Annotated in this window: 12 protein-coding genes and 2 tRNA genes; 11 read left to right on the forward strand and 3 right to left on the reverse strand. The window is 71.3% G+C overall.

Annotated elements, in window-relative coordinates:
* Positions 1-173: 173 nt before the first annotated feature.
* Positions 174-710, reverse strand: coding sequence for an SSI family serine proteinase inhibitor (locus ACZ7FF_RS10965; RefSeq protein WP_470811464.1), 537 nt, complete (start codon positions 708-710; stop codon positions 174-176).
* A 183-nt stretch (positions 711-893) separates the two neighbouring features.
* Between ACZ7FF_RS10965 and ACZ7FF_RS10970 the strand changes: the two genes are divergently transcribed.
* Both ACZ7FF_RS10970 and ACZ7FF_RS10975 read left to right on the forward strand, forming a co-directional pair.
* Positions 894-984 (forward strand) — tRNA-Ser (locus ACZ7FF_RS10970).
* A 205-nt stretch (positions 985-1189) separates the two neighbouring features.
* Positions 1190-1262: transfer RNA gene (locus ACZ7FF_RS10975), tRNA-Arg, on the forward strand.
* 80 nt (positions 1263-1342) lie between these two features.
* Here the strand turns inward: ACZ7FF_RS10975 and ACZ7FF_RS10980 are convergent.
* Positions 1343-1744: a tyrosine-type recombinase/integrase gene (locus ACZ7FF_RS10980; protein ID WP_470811283.1), complete on the reverse strand. Its 402-nt coding sequence runs from the start codon at positions 1742-1744 to the stop codon at positions 1343-1345.
* Positions 1745-2391: 647 nt separating this feature from the next.
* Here ACZ7FF_RS10980 and ACZ7FF_RS10985 point away from each other — a divergent pair.
* The 8 genes from ACZ7FF_RS10985 to ACZ7FF_RS11020 all read left to right on the forward strand — a co-directional run bounded on the left by ACZ7FF_RS10985 (position 2392) and on the right by ACZ7FF_RS11020 (position 12654).
* On the forward strand, positions 2392-3918 hold the full coding sequence (locus tag ACZ7FF_RS10985; RefSeq protein ID WP_470811285.1) for an FAD-binding oxidoreductase: 1527 nt from the start codon (positions 2392-2394) through the stop codon (positions 3916-3918).
* Positions 3919-4243: 325 nt separating this feature from the next.
* Positions 4244-5119: a DUF2797 domain-containing protein gene (locus ACZ7FF_RS10990; RefSeq protein ID WP_470811287.1), complete on the forward strand. Its 876-nt coding sequence runs from the start codon at positions 4244-4246 to the stop codon at positions 5117-5119.
* Positions 5120-5207: 88 nt separating this feature from the next.
* Positions 5208-5552 carry an antibiotic biosynthesis monooxygenase family protein gene (locus ACZ7FF_RS10995; protein ID WP_470811288.1) on the forward strand — a complete coding sequence of 115 codons (345 nt, stop codon included), beginning with the start codon at positions 5208-5210 and terminating at the stop codon, positions 5550-5552.
* Positions 5553-5650: 98 nt separating this feature from the next.
* Positions 5651-6391, forward strand: a complete 741-nt coding sequence (locus tag ACZ7FF_RS11000; protein ID WP_470811290.1) for a response regulator transcription factor — start codon at positions 5651-5653, stop codon at positions 6389-6391.
* Complete coding sequence (locus ACZ7FF_RS11005; RefSeq protein WP_470811292.1) at positions 6388-7998, forward strand: sensor histidine kinase; 1611 nt, start codon at positions 6388-6390, stop codon at positions 7996-7998. The genes ACZ7FF_RS11000 and ACZ7FF_RS11005 overlap by 4 nt, the downstream gene beginning before the upstream one ends.
* A gap of 14 nt (positions 7999-8012) precedes the next feature.
* Positions 8013-9482: a bifunctional glycosyltransferase family 2/GtrA family protein gene (locus ACZ7FF_RS11010; protein ID WP_470811294.1), complete on the forward strand. Its 1470-nt coding sequence runs from the start codon at positions 8013-8015 to the stop codon at positions 9480-9482.
* Entirely contained in the window at positions 9479-11716 is a 2238-nt protein-coding gene (locus tag ACZ7FF_RS11015) for an ArnT family glycosyltransferase (protein WP_470811296.1), read from the forward strand. The genes ACZ7FF_RS11010 and ACZ7FF_RS11015 overlap by 4 nt, the downstream gene beginning before the upstream one ends.
* Positions 11717-11898: 182 nt before the next feature.
* Positions 11899-12654, forward strand: coding sequence for a TetR/AcrR family transcriptional regulator (locus tag ACZ7FF_RS11020; RefSeq protein ID WP_470811298.1), 756 nt, complete (start codon positions 11899-11901; stop codon positions 12652-12654).
* Here ACZ7FF_RS11020 and ACZ7FF_RS11025 read toward each other — a convergent pair whose 3' ends face one another.
* The gene (locus tag ACZ7FF_RS11025; protein ID WP_470811300.1) at positions 12655-13128 is read right to left on the reverse strand and encodes a PPOX class F420-dependent oxidoreductase; all 474 of its coding nucleotides are present in this window, start codon (positions 13126-13128) and stop codon (positions 12655-12657) included.
* A gap of 227 nt (positions 13129-13355) precedes the next feature.
* Between ACZ7FF_RS11025 and ACZ7FF_RS11030 the strand changes: the two genes are divergently transcribed.
* Positions 13356-14006 (forward strand): GAF and ANTAR domain-containing protein, encoded by a 651-nt coding sequence (locus ACZ7FF_RS11030; protein WP_470811302.1) that lies wholly within the window; start codon positions 13356-13358, stop codon positions 14004-14006.
* Positions 14007-14011 lie beyond the last annotated feature (5 nt).

A 14011-nucleotide genomic window follows, 5' to 3' on the forward strand; every position in this document is an offset into this window, starting at 1 on the left:
CGGCCCGCGACGTGTCACGCGAGGGAGTCTAAGCGCACGCGTTGCGCTCGCGACGCCGGATGAGAGGGAGGTCCCACGAGGAAGTGACGCCGAAGCCGTGACCACGTGCTTCGGATGCACCGGACCTTCGCGGGACCTTTACCGCACCGGTGGGTCCGCCGGGCGGACCCCCTCTAGGCGGCGCCGCCGAGCGCCGGCAGCAGCGGCACCAGCCGGTCCCACCGCCCGATCTCGCACCCGTCGCCGCGGTCGTAGGAGGCGTCGACGGGCCGCCCGGCCCAGGTGCCGGTGACATGGGCGGTGGCCGGGCCGCCGTAGAGCATGGTGCAGACGCTGCCGGGCGGCACCGGGGCGAAGGTGTCCCGGCCCCACTGGGTGTTCGAGTCGAGCACCCGGCAGGCCCCCGCCACGTCCGGGTGACTGCCGCCACCCGGATGGCAGAACAGCTCGTACGTCCCGTTCCGCCCGGCGCCGGCGTGCCGGACGGTCACGGTGAGGTGATCACTGCGGACGCCGCCCGGCCGGGCGGCCGGGGCGAGGTGACCACCGTCCGGCTCCGGGGCCCGGTCCTCCGGCCGGACGGGCGGCGGTGCGGCACCGGCCGCGGCGGCGGGTACGGCGGTCAGCGGGACCAGTGGGACCAGGGAGGCCACGGCGGCGAGGGACGACACGAGGACGCGCCGCCCGGCGGCCGGCAGGACGGAAACCATGTCCTGCCCAACGCGCACGCGCCCCGGACGTTGCGCCGCAGGCGGTCCCCGGCGCCCCGCCGGAGGAAGCCCTTTGCCCTGCGGCCTGCCTGCCTAGTACCGTGGGGGGCGATTGGTGACACCGCACTCGACTGTGTCATCATCTGCACGCACCACTCGCGCGCTCGCGTGAGCGGTTGTGCTGGAGGCGTCGCCTAGTCCGGTCTATGGCGCCGCACTGCTAATGCGGTTTGGGCCTTAAAGCCCATCGAGGGTTCAAATCCCTCCGCCTCCGCACCGATCGCCGAAGCCCCGGTCCTCAGGACCGGGGCTTCGGTGTTCCCGGTGCTCTTCGCCGGACCCCGCCCCGTTTGACGTTTTCGCAGGTCACAAGGGGTGTGCGAATCGGATTTCACATGGCGGCGGCAGTCATGTAATGTTCTTCCTGTCGCCGCGAGCGGGCCGGAAGGGCCGGGAGCGAAGGCAAAACAAAAGAACAAGCACTCGTAGCTTAACGGATAGAGCATCTGACTACGGATCAGAAGGTTGCAGGTTCGAATCCTGCCGAGTGCACACAGATCAAAGGCCCCTCAGGTTCATCCTGAGGGGCCTTTGACATCAACGGCTGACATCAACGCGGCCCGAAGCGCCGTTCACTCCTCGGTGCGCGGCTCCCGCTCGTCGTCTGGTTCCTCCTCCGACTCGTCCAGTCCGAGGACATCGTCCGTCCGGTCGGCGGCGGCCTTGAGCGTCGTGCTCATCACGTGCGCGTACGTGTCCAGCGTCGTCGTGATCGTGCTGTGCCCGAGTGTTTCCATGATCGTGCGAGCGTCCACCCCCTGGGCGAGCAGAAGCGATGCGCACGTGTGCCGTAGATGCAGCTTCGGGAGGGAGATCAGCTCACGCCGGAGGCGCTGGACGTTCCGGCGGACGCGAAGCTGACCGTTCGTGAGGTCGGCGTCACGCGCCACTTCTCCACCCTGGCTTCGTGCCGCCACGACCCGCAGACGTGCGAAGTGCTGGAGAGTCGACGCGTCACTCCGCTGTACCGACACGAAGGCTGAGCATGCGCGTCGCCATTGACACCCAACCAGGTGGAGCCGCTCCCAACGAAGACCGGGTAGCCGGCACGCCGACGCTGGCCGTCGTGCTGGACGGAGTCAGCACGGCGGGGCTCGACACGGGATGCCGCCATGGCGGATGCACTCGAACGGGTGGCGGCACTGCATCCTGAATGCGACCTGGGCAACCCCGGAACACCCTCGGCGACAGTCGCGCTTCTCCGCCAACGGGAAGGGGGCCTGGACCATCTGGTCCTGGCGGATTCCCCCGTGGTTCTCGAAGGGCATCGCGGCTTCACTGTGATCACGGACCTGCGGGTTGACGAAGTTGTTCCCGAAACTACGGGCCGAGGCCGAGCAGTACGAGACCCATACGCCGGAGCACAAAGAGGCACTGCAACGATTCGTCACCGCACAGCGGCAGACCCGCAATACGCCTACCGGCGGTGCATCTCAAACCGGTTATGGCGGGATCCCGCTGAGTTACTCCTTCAGGCTGTCGTCACCGTCCTCAATTGGCGTGTCGGGAAACACCGCATAGTCGCCCCGTTACCGTGCGGGGGTCGCCACAAAGGACTGCCCGGCGGGTAAGGGCTCCCTCAGCCACGTAGCGGCGTAGCCCGATCGAGAGGATCTGGACCTTGAGTGATTTTTCCCGCCGCTACCTGCTCAGGGCGTCAGCGGCCGCCGGCGCCGGGGCGGTCGTCGTCCCGGGGCTTACGGCCGCAGGCGCGCCGGACATTGCGGCCGCGAGCACCTCGGGCCTCCTGGCCGCGAGCGACCCGACCAAGGGGTCGTCGAAATGTCCGCCGGCGAAGCTGACCGGTCGCGTCGTCCGCCCCGGTGACGCCTCGTACACGGATGATCGCATCGACTACGACCAGCTGTTCTCTCACTACCCGCTGGTCATCGTCTTCGCCCAGGAGACCCAGGACGTGGTGCACGCCCTCACCTGGGCGCGGCAGCACAACGTCGCACTGCGGGTACGCAGCGGCCGCCACGCCCTGGAGGGCTGGTCGAACATCGACAACGGCATCGTGATCGACGTCAGCCAGCTCAAGTCGGTCCACATCGACACCGGCGCTCGTATCGCGACGGTCGGCGCCGGCCTGACCCAGTTGGAGGCGGTGACGGCGCTCGCCAAGCAGAACCTCGCGGTGACGACCGGAAGCGAGGGCAGCGTCGGCTTGGTCGGTGCGACGGTCGGCGGCGGCCTCGGCCCCCTCAACCGCTGGCTCGGCATGGCCTGTGACAGCCTGATCGGGACCGAGGTCGTCGTCCCGTCGGGTCGCGACTGCGCCGAGGTGATCCGTGCCGACCTGAAGGACCACTCGGACCTGCTCTGGGCGCTCCGTGGGGCGGGAAACGGCAACTTCGGAATCGTCACGCAACTCACCTACAAGGTGCACCCGCTCAAGCGCATCGCCTATGTGCAGGCGACCTGGGACGGCCTTACGGACCTGCATGGGATCTTCGATGCGTGGCAGCGTACGGTACCGTTCGCCGACAACCGCCTCGGATCCGAAGTCGAATTCCACAAGTCCCAGATCCTGCTGTTCGCGTGGCTCGCGGAGGGCACGGAGGCAGAGGCCAGAAAGATGCTGGCCCCGATCCTGTCGATCGGCACGCCCGATGTGAAGGTGCAGGTCGGTAACTGGGGCCCCATCTTTGCCGGAGCCCAGGTCCCGCGCTCGCAGGAGCCCGCCAACGTCAAGTTCTTCTCACAGTTCGCCAAGAAGCTGTTCCCGAAGAAGGCGATCGACGTCATCGGCTACTACATGCGAAACGCTCCCACGGAGGACAGCAACTACTTCGTCGATGCCTTCCGCGGGGCGATCAAGAAGGAGCCCCGCGGCGGCACCGCGTTCTCGCACCGCGACGCGATCTTCTACGGCGAGATCGGCGCAGCCTGGGGGACTCCTTCAACGACACCGGGCGTCTGCGACCCGCTCACCTCGACGTGCCAGGCCTGGACCGCCGAATTCAGCCAGGCGATGCGCAGCTTCGTGGACGGCGCCTACGTCAACGTGCCGAACGTCGGCATGCAGGAGTGGGAGACCGCCTACTGGGGGAGAAGCCACTTCGAGCGGCTGCGCAAGATCAAGGCGAAGTACGACCCCGACAACGTCTTCCAGTACGAGCAGAGCATCCCGCCCGCGTCATGCTGATCGGCAGTTCGCCGTCGGGGCCCCGCCCTGGTCAGGCTCGGCCTTTCACGCAGAAGGGCCCGACGCAGTCGAAGGGGTGCCGTTAGCCTCGATCTTGCGTGAGGGATCGTCAGCCTGCTGACGATCCCAAGGCTGCAGGTTCGAATCCTGCCGAGTGCACACAGGTTGAAGGCCCCGGAGAGATCCGGGGCCTTCTGCGTTTTCCGGACGCCGGTGACGGAGAGAGCCCGCGGACTCCGCATCGATCTTCGTGCCCGCAGGCGCCCGGCCTCCGCGGGGCGCGGCGGCACGGCGTTGTCGGACCCGGCGCCTACCCTCACGGGTGATGGTGCGGACATGGAAGTGCTCGGGGTTGCGGTGGGCCGCCGACGGGCCCGGTCTGGTGTGGGACGGCGGGCGGCGCAGTGGGCTGTTTCGGGGGAAGCGGGTCGGCTTCGCCGTGCCGGAGGACGGCGTGCGGACGTGCGTGGGGGCGCGCGGGCACGCATGTCCGGTGAAGGCCGTCGTGCCGGGGCGCAGTACCGGTGCCCGGTGCGAGGAGTGCGCGCGGCTGGACCGGGCGCACTCGGTGGCCGCCGACACGCTCGCCGACGATCCCCGGCCGTACCGCGTGTACCTCGCGTGGTTCGGCCCGGGCATGGTCAAGGTCGGGATCACCGCCGTCGAGCGGGGCCCGGCCCGGCTGCTGGAACAGGGCGCCGTCGTCTTCAGCTGGCTCGGCACCGGTCCGCTGATGGCCGCCCGGCGCACGGAGGAGCTGCTGCGGGCCGCGCTGCGGGTCCCGGACCGGATCCCGTACGCCGAGAAACGGGCGGTGCGGTCGGCGCTGCCCGGCTCGGATGCGGAGCGCGCCGCCGAGGTGCGGGAACTGCACGCGCGCGCCGTCGCGCTCGCCAGGTGGCCCGAGTCCCTTCGCCCGGAGCCCTGCCAAGTCGAGGATCACACGGAGGTGTTCGGGATCGGCGATGCGCCGGCCGCCTTCGGCGACGTCGTGGAACTCGTCCCGGGCGGCGCCGTGAGCGGTGAGCTGGTCGCCGCCGCGGGACCGGATCTGCATCTGGCGGTCGAGGGCCGCGGAGTCGTCGTGCTCGACACCCGGCTCATGCGCGGATGGGAGCTGGCGCCGTCGGCCCCGGCCGCCGGACTCGGCTTCCCCGTCCGGGAGTTCACCCGCGGCCAGGAACAGGACGGTCTCTTCTGAGCCCCCGGGTAAAGACTCGGATCCCGCACGGATCCCTTTCGGCAAGGACCGTGGACGCCGTGGGGCCCCGCCCGCGACCGTGGTCGGCATGAGCGATCACCCCACTCCCGTCCTTCCCGAACCCCCCTACTACGCGGTCCTGTTCACCTCGCACCGCACCGACCAGGACACCGACGGATACCGCGAGACCGCCGAGCACCTCTCCCGCCTCGTACGGGACGTCCCCGGCTTCCTCGGCGAGGACTTCGCCCACACGCCCGGTGGACTCGCCATCTCCGTCGCCTACTTCCGCGACCTCGCCGGCATCGAGCGGTGGCGTCAGCATCCCGAGCACCTCACGGCCAAGCGGCGCGGGCGCGCGCACTGGTACGAGCGGTACGCGATCCACATCGCCCGGGTGGAGCACAGCCACGGCTTCGAGCGCTCCCGATGAGCTTCCCAGCGTTTGCCTGAGAGCCTCCTGTGTGTTTCTCAGGAAAAACACAGATTCGTGAAAGCGTGTTCTCAGAGGGCGCCGACATGGTGTCCACCATGACCACGACCTCGCCCCAGGGGCGCACCGAACTGCTGAGGCCGGACGGGAGCCCCGTCCGAGTGCTTGTGGTGGACGACGAGCTGTCGATCACCGAGCTGCTGAGCATGGCTCTTCGTTACGAGGGCTGGCAGATCAGGAGCGCGGGGGACGGGCAGGGAGCCGTCCAGGCGGCCCGCGAGTTCCGCCCGGACGCCGTCGTGCTCGACATGATGCTGCCCGACATGGACGGGCTCACCGTCCTCGGCCGGCTGCGCCGCGACCTGCCCGATGTGCCGGTCCTCTTCCTGACCGCCAAGGACGCCGTAGAGGACCGTATCGCCGGGCTCACCGCCGGCGGCGACGACTACGTCACCAAGCCGTTCAGCCTGGAGGAGGTCGTGGCCCGGCTGCGCGGGCTCATCCGGCGCTCCGGGGCCGCCGACCGACGGTCCGAGTCCGTGCTCGTCGTCGGTGACCTCACCCTGGACGAGGACAGCCACGAGGTCTCGCGGGCGGGGGACTCCATCCACCTCACCGCCACCGAGTTCGAACTGCTCCGGTTCCTCATGCGCAACCCCCGGCGGGTGCTCAGCAAGGCGCAGATCCTGGACCGGGTCTGGTCGTACGACTTCGGCGGGCAGGCCAACGTGGTCGAGCTGTACATCTCCTACCTGCGCCGGAAGATCGACGCCGGGCGCGAGCCCATGATCCACACCAGGCGTGGGGCCGGTTATCTGATCAAGCCCGCCGTGTCATGAGCGGACGACGACGGCCGCGTACGCGGAGGCGGCGCGCGGGACAGCCGCGCACCCTGCGGACGCGGCTCGTCGTCGCGTCCGTGGTGCTGATCGCCGTGGTGTGCGCGGTCATCGGCACGGTCACCACGCTGGCGCTGCGCTCGCATCTGTACGACCAGCTCGACGGCCAGCTGTTCGAGGTGGGAGCGCGGGCGTCCGGCGAGTTCGCCCCGCCAGGCCAGGGCAAGGACGGCATCGGGCCCGCAGAACGGCCGGACGACCGGCAGAACGGCCGGCCGGTCAACCTCGACCAGTTCGTGTCCCGGGGCCCGCAGCCGCCCGGCACTCTGGTGGCCCACATCGAGAAGGGCGAGGCGACCGAGGGCATGGTCGGGCACAAGTCCGACGACGACTTCTCGATGATCCCCAAGCAGCTGAACCGGGCGCAGCTCGCCGCGCTGGACACCGTTCCCCACGACATCCACAAGCACACCGTGGACGTCCCCGGCCTCGGCAGCTACCGCACCGCGTACGTCACCGGCCCGAACGGCACCTACTACGTCGCCATCCCGACCAAGGAGACCGACGACAACATCAACACGCTGATCCTCGTGGAACTCAGCGTCACCGCCGCCGGTCTCGTAGCCGCCGGCATCGCCGGCTTCGTGCTCGTCGGTGTCGCCACGCGCCCCCTGCGCAAGGTCGCCGCCACCGCCACCCGGGTCTCCGAACTCCCGCTGCACACCGGCGAGGTGAACCTCAGCGAGCGGGTCCCGGAGTCGGAGTGCGACCCGCACACCGAGGTCGGCCGGGTCGGCTCCGCGCTGAACCGGATGCTGGACCACGTCCACGGCGCCCTGCACGCGCGCCAGCAGAGCGAGACGCGGGTACGCCAGTTCGTGGCCGACGCCAGTCACGAGCTGCGCACACCGCTCGCCTCCATCCGGGGGTACGCCGAACTCACCAGACGGGGAAGGGAACAGGTCGGCCCCGACACCCGGCACGCCCTCGGGCGGATCGAGTCCGAGGCCGGGCGGATGACCCTCCTCGTGGAGGACCTGCTGCTCCTCGCCCGGCTGGACGCCGGACGCCCGCTGCAGTTCGGGCAGACCGACCTCATCCCGCTCGTCGTGGACACCGTCAGCGACTCCCGCGCGGCCGGCACGGACCACAACTGGCGCCTGGAACTGCCCGACGAGCCGGCCCTGGTCTCGGCCGACGCGGCCCGCGTCCAGCAGGTGCTGGTCAATCTGCTGGGCAACGCCCGCAAGCACACCCCGCCCGGTACGACCGTGACCGCGCGCGTGCAGCGGCGCGGGCCGTGGCTGTGCGTCGACGTCGAGGACAACGGGCAGGGCATCCCGCCCGACCTGCTGCCGCACGTCTTCGAACGGTTCGCCCGCGGGGACTCCGCGCGCTCGCGGGCCACCGGTTCGACCGGGCTCGGGCTCGCCATCGTGCAGGCGGTCGCGACCGCGCACGGGGGTGCCGTCACCGTCGACAGCGTGCCCGGCCGCACGGTGTTCACCCTGCACCTGCCGACGCTCACGCCCGCCCCCGAAGTCGACCGGCGGCCGCACTCACAGGCACAGCACAGCGCCACCACATCGGTGCGACAGGGCGCCTGACGAGAGTCGGTTCCATGCGAACCGACTCTTCTCCCGGCACCCTGCCGGCGCGGGAGCACCTCCCGGCCACAGACGCCGGAACGCCTGTCCTGGACGTAGTGATCCCCGTCTACAACGAGGAGAAGGACCTCCAGCCGTGCGTCCGCAGACTGCACGAGCACCTCACGCGCACCTTCCCGTACGCGTTCCGCATCACGGTCGCGGACAACGCGTCCACCGACACCACCCCGCTGGTGGCGGCGCGGCTGGCAGCGGAGCTTCCCGAGGTCGCCCACTTCCGCCTGGAGCAGAAGGGCCGCGGTCGCGCCCTCAGGACCGTGTGGTCCGCGTCCGAGGCGCCGGTCCTCGCCTACATGGACGTCGACCTGTCCACCGACCTCAACGCCCTGCTGCCGCTGGTGGCGCCGCTGATCTCCGGCCACTCCGATCTCGCGATCGGCTCCCGGCTCGCCCGCGCCGCCCGGGTGGTGCGCGGCCCCAAGCGCGAGTTCATCAGCCGGGCCTACAACCTGATCCTGCGGGGCTCGCTCCAGGCCCGCTTCTCGGACGCGCAGTGCGGCTTCAAGGCGATCCGGCGGGACGTGGCACAGGTGCTGCTGCCGCTGGTGGAGGACACCGGCTGGTTCTTCGACACCGAGATGCTGGTGCTGGCCGAGCGGGCGGGCCTGAGGATCCACGAGGTGCCGGTCGACTGGGTCGACGACCCGGACTCCACCGTGCACATCGTGCGGACCGCGACCGACGACCTGCGGGGCGTGTGGCGGATCGGCAGGGCGCTGGCCACCGGTTCGCTGCCGCTGGACCGGCTCACCCGGCCCTTCGGTGACGACCCGCGCGACCGTGAGCTGACCGACGTGCCCCGGGGCCTGGCCCGCCAGCTCGTCGGGTTCTGCGTGGTCGGCGGCCTGTCGACCCTCTTCTACCTGGCGCTGTACAGCCTCTTCCGGCAGTTCTCCGGCTCCCAGGTCGCCAACGCCCTCGCGCTGCTGGTGTCGGCGGTCGCCAACACGGCCGCCAACCGCCGGCTCACCTTCGGGGTGCGCGGCCGGGGCGGGGCGGTCCGGCACCAGGCGCAGGGACTGGTCGTCTTCGGCATCGGGCTCGCCCTGACCAGCGGCTCCCTGGCCGCCCTGAACGCGGCCGGCGGCAGCCCGGCGCACTCCACCGAACTGGCGGTGCTCATCGCCGCCAACCTCGCGGCGACCGTGCTGCGGTTCCTGCTCTTCCGCGCCTGGGTGTTCCCGGACCGGGGGGAGCCCGCCGCGTGCCCGCCGGTCACCGCGCACACCCCGGCCCCGCCGGACCGCGGCACGACGGCCGCGTACACACCGCGGCCGCTGCCGTACCGGCAGCCGTACCCGCAGCAGTCGTACCAGACCATCCAGGTCCGCGCCGGTGAGGCCGCGGACGGCAGCTGGAGGGACGCCACCATGAGCCTGCAGCCGGTGCGCCCTCACGACACCGACCCGGGGGATCCCCGATGACCACGCAGCAAGAGAACAGCTCGCCCGTCTGGGGCCCGCCCCCGGCCGCTCCCCCGCCGGCCCCCGGGACCGGCGAGCCCGGCCGCACCGCTCCACGCGGCCCGTGGCTGGGCCGGCCCGAGGACCCCCGCTGGGTCCGCCCGGCCTTCCTCGGCCTGCTGGCCGTCACCCTGCTGCTGTACCTGTACGACCTCAGCGCCTCCGGCTACGCCAACTCCTTCTACTCGGCGGCCGTCCAGGCGGGCAGCAGGTCCTGGAAGGCGTTCTTCTTCGGCTCGCTGGACGCGGGCAACGCCATCACCGTCGACAAGCCCCCGGCCTCGCTGTGGCCGATGGAGCTGTCGGTCCGCATCTTCGGGCTGAACTCGTGGGCGATCCTGACCCCCGAGGTGCTGATGGGCGTCGCGACGGTCGCCGTCGTGTACGCCGCCGTGCGCCGCCGGTTCAGCGCCGCGGCCGGTCTGATCGCGGGCGCGGTGCTCGCGCTCACCCCCGTCGCGGCGCTGATGTTCCGGTTCGACAACCCGGACGCCATGCTGGCCCTGCTGATGTCGGTGGCCTGCTACCTCGTCGTGCGGGCCGTGGAGGACGGCCGTACGAAGTGGCTGGTGTGGGCCGGGGTGGCGATCGGCTTCGCGTTCCTCGCCAAGACGCTCCAGGCGTTCCTGATCCTGCCGCCGCTCGCGCTGGTGTACGCGGTGTGCGCGCCGGTACCGCTGCGCAGGCGGCTCGGGCAGCTGGCCGCGGCGACGCTCGCGCTGGTCGTCTCCGGCGGCTGGTGGGTCGCGGTCGTCGAACTGTGGCCGGCCTCCTCCCGCCCCTACATCGGCGGCTCGCAGAACAACAGCTTCCTGGAGCTGACCTTCGGCTACAACGGCTTCGGCCGTCTCAGCGGCGACGAGACCGGCAGCGTCGGCGGGGGCGGCGGTGGCGCCGGCGGCACCGGGATGTGGGGCGCGACCGGGTGGGACCGGATGTTCAGCTCCGAGGTCGGCGGCCAGATCTCCTGGCTGCTGCCCGCCGCGCTGATCCTGCTGGCCGCGGGGATCGTGGTCACCCGGAGGTCGGGGCGCACATCCGTCACCCGGGCCTCGTTCCTGGTCTGGGGCGGCTCCCTGCTGATGACCGCGGCGGTCTTCAGCTACATGGCGGGCATCTTCCACCAGTACTACACGGTGGCCCTCGCCCCCTACCTGGCGGCCGTCGTCGGCATGGGCACCGGGCTGATGTGGGAGAGGCGGCGGCAGGCGTGGGCGTCGATCGCCCTGGCCGCCTCCGTGGTCGCGGCCGCGGCCTGGGGGTACGTCCTGCTCAACCGCACCTCCGGCTATCTGCCCTGGCTCAAGTGGCTGGTGCTGGTGGGCGGTCTGGCCGCGGCGCTGGGGCTGGTCTTCGCGGGCCGGGTCTCCCGGCGGCTCGCCCTCTGCGCCGCGGCGGTGGGCCTGGTGGCCGCGCTCGCCGGGCCGACGGCCTACACCCTCAGCACGGTCCGGCAGGGCCACACCGGCTCGATCGTCACGGCCGGTCCGGCGGGCGCGAGCACGATGGGCGGCCCGGGCGGCGGCCCCGGCGGCCGGGGCGGTATGCCGGGCGGCTTCGGCGGGGGCGTGCCGGGGCAGAGCCGGCAGGGTCAGGGGACCGGCAACGGCGGCACCCAGGGACTGCCCGGCCGGCCGGGCAGGCAGAACGGCAACGGGTTCCCGGGCGGTGGCTTCGGCGGGGGCGTGCCGGGCCAGAACCAGCAGGGCAGCCAGGGCAGCCAGGGCAGCCAGGGCGGCCCGGGACTGCGGAACGGCAACGGGTTCCCCGGCGGCGGCCGCACGGGCGAGGGCGGCACGGGCGGCGCCGGTGGCGCCGGCGGGCTGCTGAACGGCGCGAGCGTCTCCGCCGGGGCCAAGAAGCTGCTGGAGGCGGACGCCTCGAAGTACACCTGGGTCGCCGCGTCCGTCGGCTCCCAGAACGCGGCGAGCTACCAGCTCTCCACGGGCGACCCGGTGATGGCCATCGGCGGCTTCAACGGCACCGACCCCTCCCCGACCCTGGCCCAGTTCGAGAAGTACGTGGCGCAGGGCAGGATCCACTACTTCATCGCCGGCGGCGGCATGGGCGGGGGCATGGGCGGCGGCAACAGCGGGACCGCCTCGCAGATCAGCTCCTGGGTCGAGAGCACGTTCAAGAAGGTGACGGCGGGCTCGGCCACCTTCTACGACCTGACGCGGAAGAAGGCCGGCTGACGAGGAGGGCCGGTCGGCGGAGGAACACGTCGTACCCCGTATGGCGGTCGCCGTACGGGGTACGACATCTCGTCGTCGCGACGGCACCCGCGGCGTCGGCCGGTCCCGGCCACGGCCGCGCGGGGGTGCGGCCCCGCGCCCCTATGGTGGGGGCAGCGGCCGGAGTTCGGGAGGATGCGCCGATGGCTCAGCAGGATGCGCGGTCGGCGCGGGACAGCGTGTGGCTGCGGGAGAAGCCGCGGCGGGGCGGCCGCGCCGGGCAGCCCTCCGGACTGGACCGGGAGCGGATCACCGCGGAGTCGGTACGGCTGCTGGACGCCGAGGGGCTGGCGCGGTTCTCCATGCGGCGGCTGGCGGGTGAGCTGAACGTCACCGCGATGTCCCTGTACTGGTACGTCGACACCAAGGACGACCTGCTCGAACTCGCCCTGGACGCGGTGTACGGCGGGCTGCGGCTGCCCGCGCGGGAGGACGACGCCGACTGGCGGGAGCAGCTGCGGGCGCTCGCGGCCGAGTACCGGGCCCTGCTGGTGCGTCACCCCTGGCTGTCGCGGCTGGCCGGGCAGTACCTGAACATCGGCCCGAACTCGCTCGGCTTCTCCCGCAGTGTGCGGCGCACCCTCGGCCGCTCCGGGCTGCCGCCGCACCGGGTGATGGGCGCGATCTCGGCCGTCTTCCAGTTCGTGTACGGCTACGGCACCATCGAGGCCCAGTTCATGTCCCGGATCGCGGACTCCGGCCAGAGCGCGGACGACTACTACCGGCAGGCCATGAACTCGGTCCGTGAGGACCCGACGACCGCCGACTTCGTCCGCGAGTCCCAGCAGATCATGGACGCCCGCGGCGGCGGCACGGTCGCCGAGATGATGAACCGCGACTTCACCTTCGCCCTCGACCTGCTGATCGCCGGCATCGAGGCGATGGTCGACCGCGGCTGATCACTCGCCGTCCGACACCAGCCGGGCCGGGAAGCCGCCGGTGGCCACCGGGCCCCAGCGTTCCGGGGTGATGCGGATGATGGACTTGCCCTGCTTCAGCATCGCCGCGCGGTACTCGTCCCAGTCGGGGTGGTCGCCGGCGATGTTGCGGTAGTACTCGACCAGCAGTTCCACCGAGTCGGGGGAGTCGATGACCTCGGCGGTGCCGTCGATCTGCACCCAGGGGCCGTTCCACTCGTCGCTCAGCACGACCAGGGCGACCCGGGGGTCCCGCCTGGCGTTGCGGGTCTTGGCGCGCTCCGGGTAGGTGGAGACCACGATCCGGCCCGAGTCGTCGACGCCGCAGGTCAGCGGGGAGGCCTGCGGGGCGCCGTCGGCGCGGCGGGTGAGGAGCAGGGCGCGATGGCGGGGACGTACGAACTCCAGCAGCTCGTCCAGCGATACACGGGTGTTGGTCGCGATGTTGGAAGCCATGGGCGCAGCCTAGAGGCCGGGCCGGGCATTCAGCCTGACCCTGCTGGGCACAGGCTCGGCGCGTCCGTGTCCGGGCGCCGACCGAAGGTCACTTCACCGCAATGGAGCAGCTACAGTTCTGATGTCCTGTGCTCGCAGTCGGGAATGTGCTGCGGAGCTCTCCTGCGCATGGCCGTATGGCCATGTACGTCGAGAGGTTCGTGGTGGCTGCATCCGACTTTTCCGAAGTGTCCCGTTTTTCCGGTGGTCTTGAGCTGGCCGAGGCCCTCACCGCCGCGGCCCACGAGCTGCACACGACGACGACTCCCGGCGCCACGCTGAACACGGCGGTCCGCCTCGCGGTGAACCTGCTGCCCGGCGCCGAGCACGCCGGGGTCTTCGAGATCGAACGCGGGGACACGCTGCGCACGGTCGCCTGGACCGACGACATCGTGCGCGACGCCGAGACCCCGGACCGCCCGCACTGGGAGCGGCTGTGGACCTCGCCGGTGGTGCGCGTGGAGGACAGCGGCGGCCACGACGGCGAGCGGCAGGAGCTGCGCTCGGTGCTGTCCATGCGGCTGCGCGCGGACAAGAGACGGCTCACCGTGCTCACGGCCTACTCCCGGGAGCCGGGGGTCTTCGACGAGAGTGCCGCCCGCCTCGGCCGGCTGTTCACCGCGCATGTCAGCCTCGCCCTGAACTCGGTGACCGTACGCGAGCAGTTGACGGAGGCCATGCATACCCGGGACCTGATCGGACAGGCCACGGGTGTGCTGATGGAGCGCCTGGACATCGACGCGGCGGCGGCCTTCGAGAGCCTGGTGCGGGCCTCCCAGCGGGAGAACATCAAGCTCCGCGACCTGGCCCGCCGCATCGTCGGCGCGACGGAGAACTAGGCCGG

Source organism: Streptomyces sp. NPDC037126, assembly GCF_055605965.1.

Excerpts from the sequence above, each read along its gene's own strand:
- ACZ7FF_RS10965 (WP_470811464.1), bottom strand. The coding sequence starts at position 710 with ATGGTTTCCGTCCTGCCGGCCGCCGGGCGGCGCGTCCTCGTGTCGTCC.
- ACZ7FF_RS10990 (WP_470811287.1), top strand. The coding sequence starts at position 4,244 with ATGGTGCGGACATGGAAGTGCTCGGGGTTGCGGTGGGCCGCCGACGGG.
- ACZ7FF_RS10995 (WP_470811288.1), top strand. The coding sequence starts at position 5,208 with ATGAGCGATCACCCCACTCCCGTCCTTCCCGAACCCCCCTACTACGCG.
- ACZ7FF_RS11000 (WP_470811290.1), top strand. The coding sequence starts at position 5,651 with ATGACCACGACCTCGCCCCAGGGGCGCACCGAACTGCTGAGGCCGGAC.
- ACZ7FF_RS11005 (WP_470811292.1), top strand. The coding sequence starts at position 6,388 with ATGAGCGGACGACGACGGCCGCGTACGCGGAGGCGGCGCGCGGGACAG.
- ACZ7FF_RS11010 (WP_470811294.1), top strand. The coding sequence starts at position 8,013 with ATGCGAACCGACTCTTCTCCCGGCACCCTGCCGGCGCGGGAGCACCTC.
- ACZ7FF_RS11015 (WP_470811296.1), top strand. The coding sequence starts at position 9,479 with ATGACCACGCAGCAAGAGAACAGCTCGCCCGTCTGGGGCCCGCCCCCG.
- ACZ7FF_RS11020 (WP_470811298.1), top strand. The coding sequence starts at position 11,899 with ATGGCTCAGCAGGATGCGCGGTCGGCGCGGGACAGCGTGTGGCTGCGG.
- ACZ7FF_RS11025 (WP_470811300.1), bottom strand. The coding sequence starts at position 13,128 with ATGGCTTCCAACATCGCGACCAACACCCGTGTATCGCTGGACGAGCTG.